The sequence below is a fragment of the Arthrobacter sp. T2-23 genome (genome assembly GCF_055398325.1).
On sequence record NZ_AP027917.1, the window covers coordinates 995,351 to 1,013,853 of the forward strand.

The 18,503-nt window shown below is 70.0% G+C and carries 18 protein-coding genes; 10 read left to right on the forward strand and 8 right to left on the reverse strand.

Going from position 1 to position 18,503, the window contains the following annotated elements:
* Positions 1–156 precede the first annotated feature (156 nt).
* Positions 157–795 carry a hypothetical protein gene (locus ACZ5Z0_RS04620; RefSeq protein WP_464110089.1) on the forward strand — a complete coding sequence of 213 codons (639 nt, stop codon included), beginning with the start codon at positions 157–159 and terminating at the stop codon, positions 793–795.
* Here ACZ5Z0_RS04620 and ACZ5Z0_RS04625 read toward each other — a convergent pair.
* The gene (locus ACZ5Z0_RS04625; RefSeq protein ID WP_464110090.1) at positions 792–1,331 is read right to left on the reverse strand and encodes a flavodoxin domain-containing protein; all 540 of its coding nucleotides are present in this window, start codon (positions 1,329–1,331) and stop codon (positions 792–794) included. The two genes, ACZ5Z0_RS04620 and ACZ5Z0_RS04625, sit on opposite strands and share 4 nt — an antisense overlap.
* 186 nt (positions 1,332–1,517) lie before the next feature.
* Between ACZ5Z0_RS04625 and ACZ5Z0_RS04630 the strand changes: the two genes are divergently transcribed.
* Complete coding sequence (locus ACZ5Z0_RS04630; RefSeq protein WP_464110713.1) at positions 1,518–2,975, forward strand: benzaldehyde dehydrogenase; 1,458 nt, start codon at positions 1,518–1,520, stop codon at positions 2,973–2,975.
* On the opposite strand, the gene ACZ5Z0_RS04635 is transcribed toward ACZ5Z0_RS04630, so the two are convergent.
* The 4 genes from ACZ5Z0_RS04635 to ACZ5Z0_RS04650 all read right to left on the reverse strand — a co-directional run bounded on the left by ACZ5Z0_RS04635 (position 2,972) and on the right by ACZ5Z0_RS04650 (position 6,412).
* Positions 2,972–3,457: an SRPBCC family protein gene (locus ACZ5Z0_RS04635; protein ID WP_464110091.1), complete on the reverse strand. Its 486-nt coding sequence runs from the start codon at positions 3,455–3,457 to the stop codon at positions 2,972–2,974. The genes ACZ5Z0_RS04630 and ACZ5Z0_RS04635 overlap by 4 nt on opposite strands.
* A complete protein-coding gene (locus ACZ5Z0_RS04640; protein ID WP_464110092.1) occupies positions 3,454–4,290 on the reverse strand; it encodes an SDR family NAD(P)-dependent oxidoreductase in 837 nt (278 codons plus the stop codon). Before ACZ5Z0_RS04640 ends, ACZ5Z0_RS04635 begins: the two co-directional genes overlap by 4 nt.
* Positions 4,287–4,859: a TetR/AcrR family transcriptional regulator gene (locus tag ACZ5Z0_RS04645; protein ID WP_464110093.1), complete on the reverse strand. Its 573-nt coding sequence runs from the start codon at positions 4,857–4,859 to the stop codon at positions 4,287–4,289. The genes ACZ5Z0_RS04640 and ACZ5Z0_RS04645 overlap by 4 nt, the downstream gene beginning before the upstream one ends.
* Positions 4,860–4,996: 137 nt before the next feature.
* Complete coding sequence (locus tag ACZ5Z0_RS04650; protein WP_464110094.1) at positions 4,997–6,412, reverse strand: NAD(P)H-quinone dehydrogenase; 1,416 nt, start codon at positions 6,410–6,412, stop codon at positions 4,997–4,999.
* An 82-nt stretch (positions 6,413–6,494) separates the two neighbouring features.
* Here ACZ5Z0_RS04650 and ACZ5Z0_RS04655 point away from each other — a divergent pair, with 82 nt between their 5' ends.
* The gene (locus tag ACZ5Z0_RS04655) at positions 6,495–7,313 is read left to right on the forward strand and encodes a purine-nucleoside phosphorylase (protein WP_138769909.1); all 819 of its coding nucleotides are present in this window, start codon (positions 6,495–6,497) and stop codon (positions 7,311–7,313) included.
* Between the two features lie 36 nt (positions 7,314–7,349).
* On the opposite strand, the gene ACZ5Z0_RS04660 is transcribed toward ACZ5Z0_RS04655, so the two are convergent.
* On the reverse strand, positions 7,350–7,835 hold the full coding sequence (locus ACZ5Z0_RS04660) for an RrF2 family transcriptional regulator (protein WP_464110095.1): 486 nt from the start codon (positions 7,833–7,835) through the stop codon (positions 7,350–7,352).
* A 176-nt stretch (positions 7,836–8,011) separates the two neighbouring features.
* Between ACZ5Z0_RS04660 and ACZ5Z0_RS04665 the strand changes: the two genes are divergently transcribed.
* Positions 8,012–9,760 carry a phospho-sugar mutase gene (locus ACZ5Z0_RS04665; protein WP_464110096.1) on the forward strand — a complete coding sequence of 583 codons (1,749 nt, stop codon included), beginning with the start codon at positions 8,012–8,014 and terminating at the stop codon, positions 9,758–9,760.
* Here ACZ5Z0_RS04665 and nirD read toward each other — a convergent pair.
* Positions 9,757–10,137: a nitrite reductase small subunit NirD gene (gene nirD, locus ACZ5Z0_RS04670; RefSeq protein ID WP_464110097.1), complete on the reverse strand. Its 381-nt coding sequence runs from the start codon at positions 10,135–10,137 to the stop codon at positions 9,757–9,759. The genes ACZ5Z0_RS04665 and nirD overlap by 4 nt on opposite strands.
* 442 nt (positions 10,138–10,579) lie before the next feature.
* Here nirD and nirB point away from each other — a divergent pair, with 442 nt between their 5' ends.
* From nirB to ACZ5Z0_RS04700, 6 genes are all read left to right on the forward strand, one after another.
* A complete protein-coding gene (gene nirB / locus ACZ5Z0_RS04675; protein WP_464110714.1) occupies positions 10,580–13,150 on the forward strand; it encodes a nitrite reductase large subunit NirB in 2,571 nt (856 codons plus the stop codon).
* Positions 13,151–13,152: 2 nt separating this feature from the next.
* Entirely contained in the window at positions 13,153–14,187 is a 1,035-nt protein-coding gene (cobA, locus tag ACZ5Z0_RS04680) for a uroporphyrinogen-III C-methyltransferase (RefSeq protein WP_464110098.1), read from the forward strand.
* A gap of 74 nt (positions 14,188–14,261) precedes the next feature.
* Positions 14,262–15,356, forward strand: coding sequence for a uroporphyrinogen-III synthase (locus ACZ5Z0_RS04685; protein ID WP_464110715.1), 1,095 nt, complete (start codon positions 14,262–14,264; stop codon positions 15,354–15,356).
* Positions 15,357–15,504: 148 nt separating this feature from the next.
* Positions 15,505–16,380: an FAD-dependent oxidoreductase gene (locus ACZ5Z0_RS04690; RefSeq protein ID WP_464110099.1), complete on the forward strand. Its 876-nt coding sequence runs from the start codon at positions 15,505–15,507 to the stop codon at positions 16,378–16,380.
* A 114-nt stretch (positions 16,381–16,494) separates the two neighbouring features.
* The gene (deoC, locus tag ACZ5Z0_RS04695; protein WP_464110100.1) at positions 16,495–17,220 is read left to right on the forward strand and encodes a deoxyribose-phosphate aldolase; all 726 of its coding nucleotides are present in this window, start codon (positions 16,495–16,497) and stop codon (positions 17,218–17,220) included.
* A 65-nt stretch (positions 17,221–17,285) separates the two neighbouring features.
* Entirely contained in the window at positions 17,286–17,510 is a 225-nt protein-coding gene (locus ACZ5Z0_RS04700; protein ID WP_138769917.1) for a hypothetical protein, read from the forward strand.
* Between the two features lie 162 nt (positions 17,511–17,672).
* On the opposite strand, the gene ACZ5Z0_RS04705 is transcribed toward ACZ5Z0_RS04700, so the two are convergent.
* Positions 17,673–18,500, reverse strand: coding sequence for a metal-dependent hydrolase (locus tag ACZ5Z0_RS04705; RefSeq protein WP_464110716.1), 828 nt, complete (start codon positions 18,498–18,500; stop codon positions 17,673–17,675).
* Between the last annotated feature and the right edge of the window lie 3 nt (positions 18,501–18,503).

The following is an 18,503-nucleotide window of genomic DNA, read 5'->3' on the forward strand; positions in this document are numbered from 1 at the left end:
GGTTGCGTGCCCTGAAGCTGGGAAGGCCGGACTTGAGCGCAACCTGACGGCTGTTGTTGGCGCCTGTAAACCCCACGCGGGCCTTTCTCCCCTTGGCCGCACCTCGCCCGCCGGGCTTCAATGGGCACAGGTTCTCCCCATCTCCAGGAGGCAAGATTGTCCGTCCCCATCATCCTGGCGGTCGCCGCCGTCGTCGTGGTCGCCGTCGTGCTGGGGGTTGTCGCCAACCGGCAGAAGGACCCGCGGCGGCGGTCCGCGGCCCTGGTAAAAACCGGCGCGGCACTGATGGCGGTCTTCACCGTGTTCGGCGGGGCGTTCATCGGCGGTTACGCCATGGTCGAGCCGGGCGGCACCCCTGGGGTGCTGATGATCTTGGCCTGGGCTGCGCCGATGCTGATTCTCGCGGCCCTCGCCTGGTTCTGGCCGGCCGGGACCGCTCCCCTGCTGCTGGCGCTGACCGCGGCGTTCGTCGCCATCTGTGTGTGGTTCGCCCTCGACCCGACCACGGCGCGCAGCTTCCAGAACGCCAACGGGCCGGTGCTCGCCGTCGGCGTCGTCGCCTTGGCGTTCCCGGCGGCAGTCCTCGGGCTGAAGCGCACCGGCCTGGCGGGCTGGCTGCTCCTGGCCCTTGGGGCGCTGCCGCTCCTGATCACGATCATCGGCAGGTCCGGCCCGGCGGTCTCGCTGGCCGCGGCAAGCGTGGTCCCGCTGATCACCGGAGCCGTCTACCTGATGGCGGCCCGGATGGCACGCGGGAGTTCGACGCCGGACACCGTGCGGGCCGCAGCGGCCTAGGTGTCCGCGGCGGGAAGCCCGGCCAGGAAGTCCTCGGCGAAACGCCGAACGCCGTCCCACTCGGTGTAGACGTAGTCGCGGGACAGGTCCGTGTCCGGTGAGCCTTTGCTGCTGGTGATCCTCTTCATCATGTGCCGCTTGAGGAAGCCGTACTGGGTGTAGGGCAGCGCGCCGGCGAAGAGGCCGACGTGCGACGGTCGCCAGCCGGTTTCCTCCTCGAACTTCTCCACGTAGCCTTCCGCGCTCTCCTCGTCCCCATGGGCGGCGAGGCTGACCGAAAACAGCGCCGAGGGCAGCCGCTCCAGCGCCGCCTTGTTCGCGCGGACGAAATCCGTGACAAACCCCTCGTGCTTGCCCATGTGGACCGAAGCGCCGACGATGACGCCGTCGCAGTCGTCCGGGAGGGCATCGCCGGCGCTCTGCAGGTCGACCGCCCGGGCCTCGTGGCCGTGCTCGCGAATCACATAGGCGATGTACTCGGCGATCCGGGCCGTCTGTCCCTCGACGGTCCCGAAGGGAATGTAGATGTTGGCCATGGTCCACCGTGCCCGCCACCCGCGGCCCGGGGCTAGGGTCGAATGTCACCGGACGGGGTTGAAAATGGGCGGGTCTTGACGGCGACGGCGGCACGGCATGTGATGGACAGGGCCGCACCCTTCGCATTCGGGTGAGGCCAGACGCCTCCGCACGCCCAAGGCAGCACCACCATGAAAGGACAGGACATGTCCCTGCTCGACTCCGCCCTCTGGGAGGGCAAGATCTACCTCAACGGCTGGCGCACCGGCGGCGGCGGGACCGGCACCAGCGTCGAGCCGGCCACCGGCGAGACCCTGGGCAGCTACGGCGTCGCCTCCGTAGCGGACGTCCGCGAAGCTGCCACCACCGCCGCGAAAGCGCAGAAGGAATGGGCCGCCCGCAATCCCGAGGAACGGGCCGCTGTGCTGCGCCGTGCCGGCCAGCTCTGGGAGGAGCACGGCGCCGAGATCCAGGACTGGATCGTCCGTGAATCCGGCGGCATCCCGCCCAAGGCCGGGCTGGAGACGCACATCGCCGCCAACGAATGCTACGACGCCTCCGCGCTGCCCTCGCTGCCGGCCGGGGACGTGCTCACCTCGAACGAGAACCGCTGGTCCTTCGCCCGGCGCCGGCCGGTGGGCGTAGTCTCCGTGATCGCGCCGTTCAACTTCCCGCTGATCCTCTCCATCCGCGCGGTCGCCCCGGCCCTGGCCCTCGGCAACGCCGTACTGCTCAAGCCGGACCCCCGCACAGCGGTCTGCGGCGGCGTAAGCGTGATGCGGATCTTCGAGGAGGCCGGGCTCCCGCCGGGGCTGCTCTCGCTGCTGCCCGGCGGCGCGGACGTCGGCGCCGCCGTCGTCGAAGCCCCCGAAGTCCGCGTGATCGCGTTTACCGGCTCGACGGCGGCCGGCCGGAAGGTCGGCGAAGCGGCCGGGCGGCTGCTCAAGCGCGCCCACCTGGAACTCGGCGGAAACAACGCGCTGATCGTCCTGCCCGGCGCGGACCTGGCCAAGGCCGCGTCCGCGGCGGCGTTCGGATCGTTTATGCACCAGGGCCAGATCTGCATGGCGGCTGGCAGGCACATTGTGCACGAGGACATCTACGAGGACTACGTCGCCGCGCTGTCCGAGAAGGCCGGTCATCTTCCGGTGGGAGATCCGAAGAGCGGCACCGTGGCGCTGGGCCCGGTGATCGACGAAAGGCAGCTGCAGCGGGTGGACGGCATCGTGCAGGACGCGGTGCAGGCCGGGGCCCGGCTGGCCGCCGGCGGCACCCACGACGGCCGCTTCTACCAGCCCACAGTGCTGGTGGACCTGGCCGAGGACAGCCCGGCCTGGAAGGACGAGATCTTCGGCCCGGTGGCGCCGGTGATGAAGTTCTCCACCCTCGACGAGGCCGTGGCGCTGGCCAACGACAACGAATACGGACTCTCCATCGGCATCCTGGGCGACGTCGGCATGGCCATGACCATCGCGGACCGGCTGGACTCCGGCAAGGTCCACATCAACGAACAGACCGTCTCCGACGAGGCGAACTCACCCTTTGGCGGAGTGAAGAACTCCGGCAACGGCTCACGGATCGGCGGCCACCACGCCAACATGGAGTCCTTCACCGAGATCCAGTGGCTCACGATGCGCCCGGACATCGCACCGTACCCGTTCTAGGACCGGGGCGCGCGCGATCCGGCGGTCTGTAAGAGGGCCTCCAACCAGTGCTGGTGCTGCTTTTCGATGCTGCGCTTCACCACCGGTCCAAGCAGCCGTGCGATGGTTCCGCCCTGGACCTCTTCGGTGACGATCAGCGTGCCGCCGTCGGCCGTGCGCTGCAGATCCCAGCGGTGGTAACCGGAGGACCCGCGCCCGGCGCCTTCCCAGCCCAGCCGCCTGCACGGCTCGAATTCGCGGACCGTGCTGGCGACCCGCAGGCCAAAGGTGGTCCAGCTGAAACGGGACGCACCATCCAGCCGGGATCCCCCGCCGTCGAGCACCACGTCCCGGGCGTTGCGGTACCAGCTGGGCCACGCCTCCGCTTCGATGAGGACCGGCCAGAGCTGTTCGGGCGAAAGCTGGGTGTGGAGCTCGTTGTAGGCGTAGACCCGGGCCGCGGCGGGCTCGAAGCCCGCGGGCCAGTCGGTGGTTTGCTTCACTTGGTGCTCCTGAACTGTAGGCGGAGGTAGGCGTCGAAAAGACCCGACCCCAGGAACCGGCGGGACTGGACGATGGCTTTGGCGGCAGGGGTGACCGTGTACCGGGTGTGGGGGCGCCGGGCCGTTGCGGCGTGTTCGACGGCGACGGCGACGGCGTCGGGTTCTGCGGCCAGGACGGGCGAGGCGTAGGAGACGGCCATCTGTTCATCCGCCGCCGCCCGCAGTGCCGCATACGGGCCCGCCGCCGGTCCGGAGGACGCGAGGGTCCGTGCGGCGGTGGCGCCGAAACCGGTGCGGATCAGGCCCGGGGCGATCAGGGAGGTGTGGATCCCGAAGGGCGCGGTTTCGAAGCGGAGCGCGTCGGTGATGGCCTCCACGGCGTATTTGGTCGCGTGGTAGTAGCCGCCGACCGGGAAGGTGACCCGGCCGCCCATCGAACCGATGTTGATGATGCGGCCGGCCCCGACCGCGCGCATGCCCGGAAGAACCAGCTGGATCATCCGGGAGAAACCGAAGACGTTCGTCTCGAACTGGCGCCTGACGGCATCCAGTTCAGCCTCCTCGATGGTTCCGTACTCGCCGTAACCGGCGTTGTTGACGAGCACACCGACGCTGCCGTGACGGTCCTCCACGGTGCGAACAGCCGGGGCCATCGAGGCTTCGTCCGTGACGTCGAGCGCCAGGACGGTCGCCCCCGCGTCAGCCAGGCCGGCGAGGGCCTCGGTCCGCCGCCCGGTGGCGTACACGGTGAACCCAGGGCGCTTGAGCAGGCGTTCGGCGGTGGCCCTGCCAATTCCGGAGGATGCGCCCGTAATCAGGACTGCAGTGGTCATGGTTGTTCCTTCTCGGAGGTGAGGTGGGTGAAACCGGCGACGAAGATGTCGACGCCCCGGCGTAGGCGGTCGGGCAAGTCGGAGGGGTTGGACGCTCCCGCTTCCAGGCCACGGGTGAAGGCCAGCAGCATCTCGGCGGCGTCCCTGGCATCGGCTCCCGGGTAGGACTCCTGGACCGTCCGCGTAAGCAGGCTGAGCATCGCCTCGTCGTAGCGGCCCAGCACGTCCGGAGACAGTCGGGTGTCCACGCCCAGGAGCTCGGCCGCGTGCGCCGGACTGTCCCGCCAGATCTGCAGCACCAAGGCCAGTTTTGCCAGCAGGATTCCTGCCAGCCGCTCCCCCGGGTCCGCGCCGGCGGCGGCCGCGCCCTCGGAGGCTTTAAGGGCATCCGCCAGCAGTCGTTCCACCAGCGCCCGGAACACGTCCTCCTTGCTGCGGAAGTACTGGTACAGCGCGGGGCGGGAAATGCCGGCCTGCTCCGCCAGGTCGTTCATCGTCGTCCGCCGGGCACCGTGCCGGGTGAAGCACACGTAGGCCGCGTCCACGATTTCCTCGGCTCGATCACTCATGCTGACAATATATGCATAAAGTGTCAGAATGTAAATTGATCTCCGTTCCGATGGGACCGAGCGCCTGCTTAAACGCCAAGCGCCGACGCCCCGGGGGCATCGGCGTGCCGCTTCCGACAGTCGCGAAGACGGGAACGCTACATGTGGACGTGCAGCCGCCGTGCTGCTTCGGAGATGGAGCCGCTCAGCGACGGGTACACGGTAAAGGTGCTGGCGACGTCGTCGACGTGCAGTTTCTGCGTGACCGCGAGGGAGATCGCGAAGATCAGCTCGGAGGCGTTGGGTCCCACGACAACGCCGCCGATCACGGTGCCGGAGCCCTTGCGGGCGAAGATCTTGATGAAGCCGTCCTTGTGGTTGCGCATCTTGGCGCGGGCGTTGCTCTTCAGCGAGAGCTTGACGACGTCGCCCTGGTACTTGCCGGAGTCGATCTCGGCCTCGGAGACGCCGACGTTGGCGATCTCCGGCGAGGTGAAGATGTTCGACGCGACCTGGTGCAGCTTCAGCGGGGTGACGCTGTCGCCGAGGAAGTGCGCGATCGCGATGCGTCCCTGCATTGCCGCGACGGAGGCGAGGGCCAGCACGCCGGTGCAGTCGCCCGCGGCGTAGATGTTCGGCGCGGTGGTGCGCGAGACGCCGTCGACCTTGATGTGGCCGCTCTCGGTCAGCGCGACACCGGCCTCCTCGAGGCCGATCCCGGCGGTGTTGGGGATGGACCCGACGGCCACCAGGCAGTGGCTGCCGGCCACCTTGGAGCCGTCCCCGAGGGTGACCACAACGCCGTCGTCGGTCCGCTCCACTGTCTCGGCGCGCGCCCGGGAGAGCACCTTGACGCCGCGGCGTTCGAAGACGCCCTCGAGCACCTCGGCGGCGTCCGTGTCCGAGCCGGGCAGCACGCGGTCGCGGGATGAAATCAGGGTGACCTTGGAGCCGAGGCCGTTGTAGGCGGAGGCGAACTCGGCGCCCGTGACGCCGGAACCCACCACGATCAGCTCTTCGGGGAGCTCGTCCATGTTGTAGATCTGCGCCCAGTTCAGGATGCGCACGCCGTCGGGGCGGGCCGTGGGCAGCTCGCGCGGGTGGGCGCCGACCGCGAGCAGGATGGCGTCGGCTTCAACGGTCTCGGTGCCCTCGGCGGTGAGGACCTCGATCGTGTGGTTGTCCAGCATCTTGCCGGAGCCGAGCAGGATGCGGACGCCCTGGCCCTCCAGGCCCTTCTGGATGTCGGCGGACTGCTGCCGGGCCAGGCCCAGCAGCCGGTCGTTGATGTGCTTGAGGTCCGCGCGCATCGTCGGGGTGCAGTCGCCGCCGTCGAGGTCGAACTTCACGCCCAGCTCCCCGGCCTCGCCCACGCGGGTCATCAGGTCCGCCGTCGCGATCAGGGTCTTGGACGGTACGACGTCGGTCAGCACGGCTGATCCGCCGAGTCCGGCGCGTTCAATGATGGTGACCTGCGCCCCCAGGGAGGCTGCGACCATGGCGGCTTCGTAGCCGCCGGGCCCTCCGCCGAGAATCGCGATACGGGGGGCGCTGAAATCGGGATGCGTAGTCACAATCATCCATTGTCCATCATCCTGTCCGGCGCCACCAATAAGGATGCTGGGCAGCACGGTGCCGGCACGGTAGCTTGTACCAGTGAGTAATACAGAATTCCTGAACACGGACCCCTTCGACGCCGCCCGCGCCGCCGCCGACTACATCGCCGAAGAGACCGGCGTTGACAGCCACGACGTGGCGCTGGTGCTCGGCTCGGGCTGGGGCGACGCCGCCGAACTGATCGGCGAGACCACCGCGACGCTCTCCGCGGACGAGGTCCCCGGGTTCTCCTCACCCTCCGTGGTGGGCCACGTCGGCACCATCCGCTCCGTGCTGACCCGCGAGGGCAAGCGCGCCCTGGTCCTGGGCGCCCGCACGCACTACTACGAAGGCAAGGGCGTCCGCGCCGTGGTGCACGGAGTGCGCACCGCGGCCGCCGCCGGCTGCAAGACGCTGGTCCTGACCAACGGCTGCGGCGGACTGAACGAGGAGTGGGCGCCGGGCACCCCGGTGCTGATCAGCGACCACATCAACCTCACCGCCACGTCCCCGCTCGAGGGCGCCACCTTCGTTGACCTCACCGACCTCTACTCCTCGCGGATCCGCGGCCTGGCCCGCGAAGTCGACCCCAGCCTCGACGAGGGGGTCTACGCCCAGTTCACCGGCCCGCACTACGAGACCCCGGCCGAGGTGCAGTACGCCAAGCGGATCGGCGCGTCCCTGGTGGGCATGTCCACCGCGCTTGAAGCCATCGCCGGACGCCACGCGGGCATGGAGGTCTTCGGCATCTCGCTCGTGACCAATCTGGCCGCCGGCATCAGCCCGGTGCCGTTGAGCCACGCGGAGGTCCTCGAAGCCGGCCAGGCCGCGGGCCCGCGCATCTCCAAGCTGCTCGCGGAGATCATCGCCAAGCTTTAACCCGGGGCGTCAGCACCGTTGACCGGGGCCGGGGAGTCAGCCGGCGGCGGCGCTTAGGTGCCGGACGGCTTTCTCCCGGTCCCCGGGGAACCGGCGCTCCATGGACTCGGCGATTCCGGCGATGGTCTGCCGCGCCAGCGCCTGCCGCCACACCAGTTCCGCCTGCCGCATGGTCTGCGAGATCAGGCAGGTCCGCGCAAAGTTCTCCTGCCGGTCCGCTTCCGGGACGCTGCCCAGGATGCCTTCACAGCGGAACGCCGGTTCCTGTCCTTCCAGGGCCAGGACCACATCCAGCACCGTGATGTTCTCCGGCCTGCGCGCGAGGTGGAAGCCGCCGCGGGGGCCGGAGACCGAGGTCAGGATGCCGGCCCGGACCAGGGCCTGGAGCTGCTTGTTCAGGTACGCCGCGGGCAGCCGGTAAAAAGCCGCGAGCCGGGCACTGTTCACGGCCTCCCCCGGCGGCGTCCAGGACATGTTGACGCAGGAGTGCAAGGCCCATTCCACCCCACGTCCCATTTTCATATTCAAGACGTTACGTGTCCGGAAAAATCGGTGTCAATGACCCGCCGCTCCGCCGGCCGCGGTCTTGAGCGGATCCTTCGGAAGTCCTGCGCCGGGTCCGAGTGTGACGGAACTGTAAGCCCTGACCGCGCTTGTCGGGGCGCGCCGGGTCGAAGTTTGACGCTAGTTTGGTACCCATGACGTCTTCCGATGCCGCATTCACCCAACTGTTGAGCGAGGCCCGCACCTGGGCCGCCCAGGACCCGGATCCCGCGACCGCCGCTGCGCTGACCGAACTGGTCCGCCTCGCCGACGACGGCGTCGCCGGAGCCCGGCAGGAACTGGCCGACAGCTTCAGCGGCACACTCCAGTTCGGCACCGCGGGACTGCGGGCGGCCCTCGGCGCCGGCCCGAACCGGATGAACCGCGTGGTGGTGCGCCGCGCCGCCGCGGGCCTCGCCGCCTTCCTGGTCGGCACCGTCGGTCAGGCGGCACCGGGAACCCGGCCGCGCGCCGTCGTCGGCTATGACGCCCGCTACAACTCGGATATTTTCGCCGAAGAGACGGCCGCGATCTTCACCGCCGCCGGCATCGAGACGTTCCTGATGCCCTCCGCACTGCCCACCCCGCTGCTCGCCTACGCGGTCCGCGCCCTGGACTGCGACGGCGGCGTGATGGTCACGGCCAGCCACAACCCGCCGCAGGACAACGGCTACAAGGTCTATCTGGGCCGGCACGCCGTCGAGGAGAGCGGACAGGGCGCCCAGATCGTCGCACCGTATGACGCCCTGATCGCCGCGGAAATCGACGCCGTCGGCGCGCTGGATTCGATCCCGCTGGCCGGCGACGGCTGGACGGTGCTGGATCTGTCGATCGTGGCCGACTACGAGGCCGCCGTCGCCGCCCTCGCCGCCCGGGACCGCTTCCCCGCCCGGGACCTGAAAATCGTCCTGACCCCCATGCACGGCGTGGGCGGCGAGACGGCCGTGGCGGTGCTCAACGCGGCGGGCTTCGCGGACGTCACGTTGGTCGCCGAGCAGGCGGAACCGGATCCTGACTTCCCCACCGTGAACTTCCCGAACCCCGAGGAGCCCGGCGCCTTGGACCTCGCGCTGGAAACCGCGGCCCGGGTGGGCGCGGACATTGTGATCGCCAACGACCCCGACGCCGACCGCGCCGCCGTCGCCGCCCAGGACCCGGACACCGGCGCCTGGCGGATGCTGCGCGGCGATGAGGTGGGCGCCCTGCTGGGAGCGCACGTCGTGGCGCGGCTGGCCGCCGGGGACGGCAGCGCGGAAACAGCCGCCGGTGTCTTCGCCAATTCGATTGTCTCCTCACGGCTGCTGGCGCGGATCGCCGCCGTTGCGGGCTACGCCCACGAGGAAACCCTCACCGGTTTCAAGTGGATCGCCCGCGTGCCGGGCCTGCTCTACGGCTACGAGGAGGCGCTGGGTTACTGCGTCGCTCCCTCGCTGGTGCGGGACAAAGACGGGATTTCGGCCGCCGTGCTGATCGCCGAACTCGCGGCCGCGGCGAAGGCCGAGGGCAAGACCATCTTCGACACCCTGGACGAGCTGTACCTGGTGCACGGGCTGCACGCCAGCGACCAGCTCAGCATCCGGGTGGCGGACCTGGGCCTGCTGGACGCCATGATGAACCGGCTGCGGGTCAGCCCGCCGGACTCCTTCGGCGGCTCCGCCGTCGAAACCGCGGCGGACCTGGCGGCGGGCAGCGAACAGCTGCCGCCCACCGACGGACTGCTTTATCTGACCAAGGACAGCACCCGCGTCATCATCCGCCCCAGCGGCACCGAACCGAAGCTCAAGTGCTACCTCGAGGTGATCCGCAGCGTGGGATCCGCCGCCGAACTGCCGCAGGCGCGGCTCGAGGCGCGGGCGGCCCTGGACAGTGTCCTGGCCGACGTGCGCGAGGCGCTGGGGCTCTAGAGCTCCACCTCGATGTAGCCGTCCGCGATCCGGGCGGCGAAGGTGCCAAGGCGCAGCTCCGGGTTGCCCAGGCACTCCCCCGTGCCCAGGTCGTAGACCTCCTTGTGCAGCGGGGACGCCAGCGTCGGCCGGGGGCCGCGGGAGCCGGTGATGCCGCGGGCCATCACGTGCGCCCCGGTGGCCGGGTCGGCCTGCTCGACCGCGAAAACCCCACCGGCGGCGGTGCGGAACAGCGCCACCTGGCGCCCCGCAACCAACGCGGCTTCGCCCCAGCCGGGCTCCAGGTCCTCGACGGCGCACACCCGGTGCCAGGCGGTTCCGGCTCCCGCTATGCGCTGCACAAAGCTGCGGGCTGCGCTTTCCAGTACGGCGGTCATGTTGGCCCCTCTCAAAGTTGCCTGACTCAAAGTTTTCCGGGCCACTGCTGCGGCCACAATCCCACGCTAGGACCGCGGTGTTTCAACGGCGTGCGGCCAATGTGTCCGGCCGGTAAAAGAGACCTCACACCGCCGGAAACGCGTCCGTGATGCAGAAGTTAAGATCACGAAACAAAAGGGAAACTGAAGCGAAACTGCCGGTCCCTAGGCTGAACGGACCAGCTGATCCACCGGGCTCATGAACCGAACTAATGAACCTGGCGGATCACCACAGCTGGATCGACCCGTTGCAGAGCACCGCCTGCGGCCCAACGAAAGGCCACCCGTGACCGGACAGACCGCCAGCCCCGAAAACGCCACTCCCCGCACGGCCTCCGGGCAGAACGCCCGCCGCGTCGTCGTCGCCGGCGGCGGACCCGCAGCGCACCGCTTCGCCGAGGCCATGCACGCCCGCGGCCTGGACGGCTGGCAGGTCACCGTCCTCACCGAGGAAGCCCACCTGCCCTACGACCGCGTCGCGCTCAGCAAGGCCCTCACCGACCCCGACGTCGACCTCACGCTCGGCAGTGCCGCCATGTGGGAGCACGAGGCCCTCACTCTCAGGACCGGCGAGCGAGTCACCGGCCTGGACGCCATCGCGAAAACCGTGCACACCGCGGCCGGCACCGCCTACCCGTACGACGAACTGGTGGTCGCGACCGGCTCGGACGCCGCCCGCCTGCCCATTCCCGGCGCCGAACTCACCCACGTCTACCGCACGCTGGAGGATGTCCGGGCCATCAACCAGGCAATCGCGGAGCTCACCGAGAAGTTGGGCCGCAAGGTCAACGCCGTGACCATCGGCGGCGGGCTGCTGGGACTGGAATCCGCGGCCGGCACCGAGCAGCTCGGAGCCACCCCGATCGTGATCAACGGCTCCCCCTGGCTCATGAACACCCAGCTGGACGAGGGCGCCGGGCAGGCCCTGGGCCGGCTGATCGAGGCCAAGGGCTTCACCGTCCACGGCGGCGTCTTCCCCGCCGAAGTCCTCGCCGACGACGACGGCCAGGTCACCGGCGTCCTGATGGCCGACGGCCGGATCATCGACGCCGACCTCGTGATCGTCGCGATCGGCGTGAAGCCCCGCGACGAGCTGTTCCGCGCCGCCAACGAGGCCGGACCGGCCGGGGACCAGCTCTTCGAGCTCGGCCCGCGCGGCGGCGTCGTGATCTCAGACGATTGCTCCACCGAGGTCCCTGGCATCTGGGCCATCGGCGAGGTCGCCAACTTCGGCGGCATGTGCCTGGGACTCGTGGCACCGGCCAACACCATGGCGGAGATCGTCGCGGACCGGCTGCACGGCGGCGCGGCGACCTTCCCGGGGTTCGACACCGCCACCAAGCTCAAGCTCTCCGGCGTCGACGTCGCCAGCTTCGGCGATGCCTTCGCCAGGGCGGAACACGCCCTGGAAATCGTCTACGCCGACCCCGCCCGCGGCGTCTACCAAAAGATCGTCACCACGGACGATGCCAAAACCCTCCTCGGCGGAATCTTCGTCGGCGACGCGGCCCCCTACACGTCCTTGCGCCCCCTGCTGGGCCGCGAACTGGCCGCCGAACCCGGCGCCTACCTCACCGCGGCCGGCGGCGGGGACGTCCCGGATACCCAACTCCCGGACGACGCCATCCTGTGTTCCTGCAACAACGTGACAGCCGGATCCATCCGCGACGCCGTCAACGGCTGCGGCGCCTGCGACGGCGAGGCCCCGGTCCGGGAACTCGGCGAGCTTAAGGGCTGCACCCGCGCCGGAACCAGCTGCGGATCCTGCGTCCCGATGCTCAAGAAGCTGCTCGAAACCGAGCTGACCAAGTCCGGCGTCGAGGTCTCCAAGGCACTCTGCGAACACATCGAACTCTCCCGGCAGGAACTCTTCGAGACCATCCGGGTCCTGGAACTGGCCTCTTTCGAGGAGGTCATGGCCCGGTGCGGCACCGGGGACGGCTGCGACATCTGCAAGCCGACGATCGCCAACATCCTGGCCAGCCAGAACAGCGCTTACGTCCTGGACGCCGGCCGCGGCACGCTGCAGGACACCAACGACCGCGCCCTGGCCAACATGCAGAAGGACGGGAGCTATTCCGTGGTGCCGCGCATCGCCGGCGGCGAGATCACCCCGAAGAAACTGGGTGTGATCGCCGCGGTGGCCGAGAAGTACGGGCTCTACACAAAGATCACCGGCGGCCAGCGGATCGACATGTTCGGTGCCCGGCTGGAGCAGCTGCCGGAGATCTGGAAGGAACTGGTGGACGCCGGGTTCGAATCCGGCCAGGCCTACGGCAAGAGCCTGCGCACCGTGAAGTCCTGCGTCGGCTCCACCTGGTGCCGCTTCGGGGTGCAGGACTCGGTGGCCATGGCCATCGCACTGGAGCTGCGCTACCGCGGCCTCCGCAGCCCGCACAAGCTGAAGATGGGGGTCTCCGGCTGCGCCCGGGAATGCGCCGAGGCCCGTGGCAAGGACGTGGGCGTGATCGCCACCGCCGACGGCTGGAACCTGTACGTCGGCGGCAACGGCGGCGCCACCCCGGCGCACGCGCAGCTGCTGGCCAAGGACCTCGACGACGAAACCCTGATCAAGTACATCGACCGCTACTTCATGTACTACATCCGCACCGCCGACCGCCTGCAGCGCACCGCGCGCTGGCAGGAGGAGCTCGACGGCGGCATCAAGCACGTCGAGGACGTGGTGGTGCACGACACCCTCGGCATCGCCGCGGACCTTGAGGCCGCCATGGCCAAGCACGTGGACACCTACATCGACGAATGGGCCGACACCCTGAAGGATCCCGAGCGGCTGCGCCGCTTCCGTTCCTTCGTCAACGCCCCGGACCAGAAGGACGATTCCATCACCTTCGTCCCCGACGAGCGCGGCCAGATGCGACCGGCCACCGCAGAAGAAAAGGCCCGGGCCGGCCAGCAACCGGTACTCATCGGCGCCAGCATTCCGGTCCGGTCCAGCAACGAGAACGAGGTTTAGCCATGCAGCTCACCATTGACCTCACCGGCCGGGAAGTCCTGGTCACCGGCGCAGACCCCGCCGCCCGGCAGGCCGTCCGCCGCTACCGGGCCGCAGGGGCCGTCGTCTCGCGGCTCAGCTCCCCGGCCGGCTCACGGCCCGACGGCCCGCTGCCGGAGCGCCCCTTCCTGGTCGCCGCCGTCGAGGACGGCCAGCCCGGCTGGGCGGGCCTGCTCCAGCGCTGCCGCGAAACCGGCATCCCGGTGGCAGTGGAGCCCGCCGCGGGCCCCGCCGGCCACGTCACCCTGGTGGGCGGCGGACCCGGCACCGCCGACCTGCTCACCGTCGCCGCCGTGGCGGCCCTGCGCGACGCCGACGTCGTTTTCTACGACCGGCTGGCCCCGTACCAGGACCTGCCGTCGCTGACCTCGGCGGAGCTGGTCGACGTGGGCAAGCAGCCCGGCCACCACAAGGTGGCCCAGTCCGACATCGAGACCCTGATGGTGGACGCCGCGCTTGCGGGCAACAACGTGGTCCGGCTCAAGGGCGGCGACCCGTACGTGTTCGGCCGGGGCGGCGAGGAAGTGGCCGCCTGCGTGAAAGCCGGCGTCCCGGTCCGCGTCGTCTCCGGCGTCAGCAGCGCCATCTCCGTGCCGGCCGCGGCCGGGATCCCGGTCACGCACCGCGAGGTCAGCCACCTGTTCACCGTGGTCTCCGGCCACGCCCCGCTGACCGAGAAGGAACACCTGCACCTGGCCGGCCTGGGCGGAACCATCGTGGTCCTGATGGGCATCGGCACGCTGCACCAGCTGGCGGCCGGCCTGCGCCGGGCCGGGATGCGCGCGGACATGCCGATGGCCGTCGTCGAACGCGGCTACCGGCCCGGCCAGCGGACCACCATCGCGGACCTCGGCACCATCACGACGGCGGCCGCGGACTGCAGCAACCCCGCCGTGCTGGTGATCGGCGAGGTGGTCCGGGTGGCCGAAGCCAACCGGGGCGGCGCGGAAGCCGAAGCCGAACTCGACCGTCTGGCCGCGTCCCTGATGGGGGCGTGAGGGCCGTGAGTGCACTCAACGCCGTCGCCCCGGCGGCCACCCCGGAGACCGCCCCCGGACCCGTCCCCGACGCGGTGGAGCTCCCGCTGGAAGGGTTCCGGATCGGGGTCACCTCGCATCGCCGCTCCCAGGACCTGATCGAGGCCCTGGAACGGCGTGGCGCCGAGGTGCTGCACGCCCCGGCGCTGAAGATCGCCCCGGTGCAGGAGGACCTGCGGCTGATCGAGGACACCCGCGCCATCATCGAGGCCCGGCCGGAGCTCTGCATCGCCACCACTGCCTACGGCATGCGCCGCTGGTGCGAGGCGGCGGACACCTTCGGCATCGGCGAGCAGCTGCTGGACACCCTGGGCGCCACCCGGATGTTCGTCAGGGGCCCGAAGGCCCGCGGCGCCGTGCGCGCTGCGGGGCTGGCCGACGTCGGGATCAGCAGCGACGAGACCACAGCGACCCTGGTGGACATGCTGCTGTCCGAGGGGGTACGCGGCAAGACCGTCGCGGTGCAACTGCACGGCTACACCGATGTGCGCCAGCTGGAGCGCCTCCGGATGTCCGGCGCCACGGTCATGACAGTCACCCCGTACCGCTGGGTCAAGCCCGACGGCGCGGACCGGCTGCCGAAGCTGATCGAGGCGGCCTGCAGCGGCAACCTGGACGTCCTGACCTTCACGTCCGCCCCCGCCGTCGACGCGCTGTGGAGCACCGCGCATGAGATGGGCCTCTACAAACAGCTCGTGGAGAGCCTGAAGACCACGGTGGCCACCGCCGTCGTCGGGCCGGTCACCGCCCAGCCGCTGCTCGACGCCGGGGTGCAGCCGCTGATCCCGGAACGGTTCCGGATGGGCGCCCTGATCCGGCTGGTCTGCGAGCACCTGGCCCTGAACCACGTGCGGCGCCTGGACACCGCTTCCGGCGCCGTGGAGCTGCGCGGCCGCTCGCTGCGGATCGACGGCGAAGCCGTGGAGCTGGCCCCGGCGCCCCTGCTGCTGCTGCGGGCGCTGTTGGGTGCCGGCGGGGCGGTGCTCTCCCGTGACGCGCTCTCCGACCTCCTGGAACTGCGGGGATCGGTCCACGCCCTGGACATGACCGTCAGCCGGCTGCGTTCCGCGCTGCCGGACGGCAGCCTGGTGGAAACGGTGGTGAAGCGCGGCTACCGGATCCGGGTGTGACCCACGCCATTACCAGCTGGTAACAACTGCCGAACGGGCCGGGAAAATACCGCAACAACACGGTAACCTGTCCGAAAAATCGGCCCCCTACGCTGGGGAACATCAAGAACACGGGCCACATCCGGCCCACCAGCGAAAGGGCCAGCACATGTCCGTTACGGAAGCGTCCGCCATCTCCACCGTGTCCGCCACACCCCAGACCCGGCCCCGGATCGTGATCGCCGGCGCCGGACCGGCGGCGCAGGCGCTGGTCCGCCAGCTCACCCGCACCCCGTTCGCCGGCGGCATCACGGTGCTCAGCAACCGCGACGACGCCCCCGAGGAACTGCTCGAGCTCGCCGCCCTGCCCCAGGTCTCGGTCCGCTTCGGGCAGCCGGCCAGCTTCATCGACGCCGCGGACCGGCGGGTCACGACGGCGGACGGCCTCGAATTCAGATACGACCAGCTGGTGATCGCCACCGGCTCGGCCCCCGTCCTGGCCCCGATCGAGGGCGCGGCCCGGTGCCTGAGCTACTCCACCATCGACGACGCCACCCGGCTCGGCGACGCGGTCAAGGACGTCACCCGGGTCCTGGGCCGCAGGCCGCTCGGCATCCTGGTGGGCACCGGCACGGCCGCGGGCCAGGCCGAGGCCGTACTGCGGGCCCGCGGCGTCCGCCCGGTCCGCACCACACAGCGCCCCTCCGCCGTGGTCCCCACCCTCGCCGGCTCGGCGCTGCCGGCCGCCGGCATTGTCTTCGACGACGGCGCCCGGATGAGCGGTGACCTCGTGGTCCTCGCCGAAGAACGCGTCCCCCGCGACAGCCTGGCCCGCACGGCAGGCCTGGCCACCGCGCCGCAGGGCGGGATTGTGGTGGGCACGGATTACCGCACCTCGGTCCCCGGAATCTGGGCCATCGGCGACGCCGCGGCATACGACGGCGTCCGGCTCGGCCTGCTGGTGGCTGCCGGTTCCGCCGCCGGCGTCTGCGCTTCGCACCTGCTGCAGGCCTCCCTCGCCGCGCCCCTTCCGCAGGCGGCGTAGGGCGGATCCCCGCCGTTCCCGTTATGGCAAGATGGTTCACGGAGAAGCCACGACATACGCCGTGTCAGCAGGGTGGGCCGGCCACGAACCAGGCCCGCCAGGAAAGGGACCACCATGAGCAACGAAGCCACCACGGGCGGCACGGCCGCCGGCACCGCCAGCCACTCGGCGGGCACCATTGCCTCGTACATCGACCACACCCTGCTCAAGCCGGAGGCGAGTGAGGCCGAGGTCCTGAAGGTGTGCGCCGAGGCGGCCGAGTACCACTTCAAGTCCGTCTGCGTGAACCCGATCTGGGTCAAGACCGTCAAGACGGCGCTCAAGGGTACCGGCGTATTGACCTGCTCGGTGATCGGGTTCCCGCTGGGCGCCACCCCGAGCGATGTCAAGGCCTTCGAGGCCCGCGGCGCGGTGCTGGACGGCGCGGACGAGATCGACATGGTGATCAACATCGCCGCGGCCCGGGCCAATGACAAGGGTGCCCTGGTCGATGACATCAGCGCGGTGGCGGAGTCGGTCCACGCCGGCGGGGCCATCCTGAAGGTCATTATCGAGACCGCGCTGCTCGACGACGCCCAGAAGGCCCTCGCCTGCGAGGCCGCCGTCGAGGCCGGAGCAGACTTCGTGAAGACCTCCACCGGTTTCAACGGCGGCGGAGCCACCGTTGAGGACGTCGCCCTAATGCGCCGCACGGTGGGTCCCGAACTCGGGGTCAAGGCCTCGGGCGGCGTGCGGTCCCTCGCCGACGCGCAGGCTATGATAGCTGCAGGTGCAACACGTATTGGCGCCAGCTCCGGCATCGCGATCGTCAAGGGTGAACAGGGTTCATCCGCGTACTGACCGCACACCGGTAACAGCCGCTGCCGCCACAGTTTTTTGAGCCCCGCGGGGCCGAGGAGGAACGAATGTCAAACAACACCACCAAGACCCGGCAGGGCGAGAGCAGCCTGGCATCCAGCGTCGTGCTGTTTGTCCTGATGATGGCCCTGTTCTTCGGCGCCCTCTACTCGCTCTCCTTCCTCAGCCTGGGCAACCCCTGGCCGATGGCCGCCTGCCTGGCCCTCTTCGCCCTGGCGTTCTGGATCCCGCAGACCATCACGGGCCGCTCGGATTCCGCCGGCGAGAACTAAGCGTATTCGCTGAAGCCCCGGTTTTCCGGGGCTTCAGTCGTTTAACCGGCCGGTTCCGGAAAAGCGCGGCGGTTTCGGACCGGGGCACCCCGGACCCGGTCCGCGCGCGTCCGAAACCGGGGCGGAAACCGCGCCGCGCCGAGCCGCGGGCCGCCGTCGGCCCTAGCCTCCGACGGCGGCCAGCAGGCGGTTGACCAGTGCGGTGCCCAGCGCGAGCGCGGCCGGGAAGTGCCCCTTGGCCAGGGCCAGGCCGGCGAAAAACATGCCGACCATGGCGTAGGCGCTGACCGGGATCAGCACGAACCATTCCCGCCGCGAGCCGGCCCGGCCCAGCAGCGGGATGGAGAATGCCCCGTTGGCCTTCCAGACGTCCTTGACCAGCGGCAGCCTGCGGAGGATCTTGGGCGGCTTGACCACCAGCGGCCAGAGCAGCGGCACTCCCCCGGTGGTGATCATGTCCCCGACGATGTGCACGATGACACCGGCGAGCATGGACACCGGCAGCCAGGACCGTTGGTGCGGAGCGAACCAGGTCACCAGCCCGGCCATGGCCAGGGCAAAGATCCAGTTGCTGATCCAGCCGTACTTGGGAAACAGCTTCAGCGCCTTCGCGGCGATGTTGATCATGAACATGCACAGCAGGCCGGCGCCGACGGACAGCAGGCCCCAGCCGGTCTGCACCTGGATCTGCCCTGCCATGGCCGCGAGCAGCACGAAGAACGCCGCGCCGAGCACCGAGTGGGTGCCCTGGCGGTGGCCTCCGGAGGCGTTTTCGATCCCGACGGCGATCAGGTTCGAGAGCGGCGGCAGGGCATGCGCCACGGTGGATGAGCGGTGGTCCCAGTCGCAGACCAGGGCCGTGCCCGCCGTCGCCATCCCGCCGATCAGGATCCCGGTGGCGTCCAGCGGGTACCAGCCCAGCGTGTATGGCCCGGTCGAGGCAATAGCAACCCACACCGCGGCCCCGGACGCGGCGTGGTGTCCTCCCATCAC

Coding starts and splice junctions, on each gene's coding strand:
- ACZ5Z0_RS04660 (WP_464110095.1), bottom strand. CDS start 7,835: ATGAAAATGGGACGTGGGGTGGAATGGGCCTTGCACTCCTGCGTCAAC.
- ACZ5Z0_RS04705 (WP_464110716.1), bottom strand. CDS start 18,500: ATGGGAGGACACCACGCCGCGTCCGGGGCCGCGGTGTGGGTTGCTATT.
- ACZ5Z0_RS04645 (WP_464110093.1), bottom strand. CDS start 4,859: ATGAGTGATCGAGCCGAGGAAATCGTGGACGCGGCCTACGTGTGCTTC.
- ACZ5Z0_RS04690 (WP_464110099.1), top strand. CDS start 15,505: ATGTCCGTTACGGAAGCGTCCGCCATCTCCACCGTGTCCGCCACACCC.
- ACZ5Z0_RS04700 (WP_138769917.1), top strand. CDS start 17,286: ATGTCAAACAACACCACCAAGACCCGGCAGGGCGAGAGCAGCCTGGCA.
- ACZ5Z0_RS04640 (WP_464110092.1), bottom strand. CDS start 4,290: ATGACCACTGCAGTCCTGATTACGGGCGCATCCTCCGGAATTGGCAGG.
- nirB (WP_464110714.1), top strand. CDS start 10,580: ATGCACGCCCGCGGCCTGGACGGCTGGCAGGTCACCGTCCTCACCGAG.
- ACZ5Z0_RS04630 (WP_464110713.1), top strand. CDS start 1,518: ATGTCCCTGCTCGACTCCGCCCTCTGGGAGGGCAAGATCTACCTCAAC.
- ACZ5Z0_RS04625 (WP_464110090.1), bottom strand. CDS start 1,331: ATGGCCAACATCTACATTCCCTTCGGGACCGTCGAGGGACAGACGGCC.
- cobA (WP_464110098.1), top strand. CDS start 13,153: ATGCAGCTCACCATTGACCTCACCGGCCGGGAAGTCCTGGTCACCGGC.
- ACZ5Z0_RS04665 (WP_464110096.1), top strand. CDS start 8,012: ATGACGTCTTCCGATGCCGCATTCACCCAACTGTTGAGCGAGGCCCGC.
- nirD (WP_464110097.1), bottom strand. CDS start 10,137: ATGACCGCCGTACTGGAAAGCGCAGCCCGCAGCTTTGTGCAGCGCATA.
- deoC (WP_464110100.1), top strand. CDS start 16,495: ATGAGCAACGAAGCCACCACGGGCGGCACGGCCGCCGGCACCGCCAGC.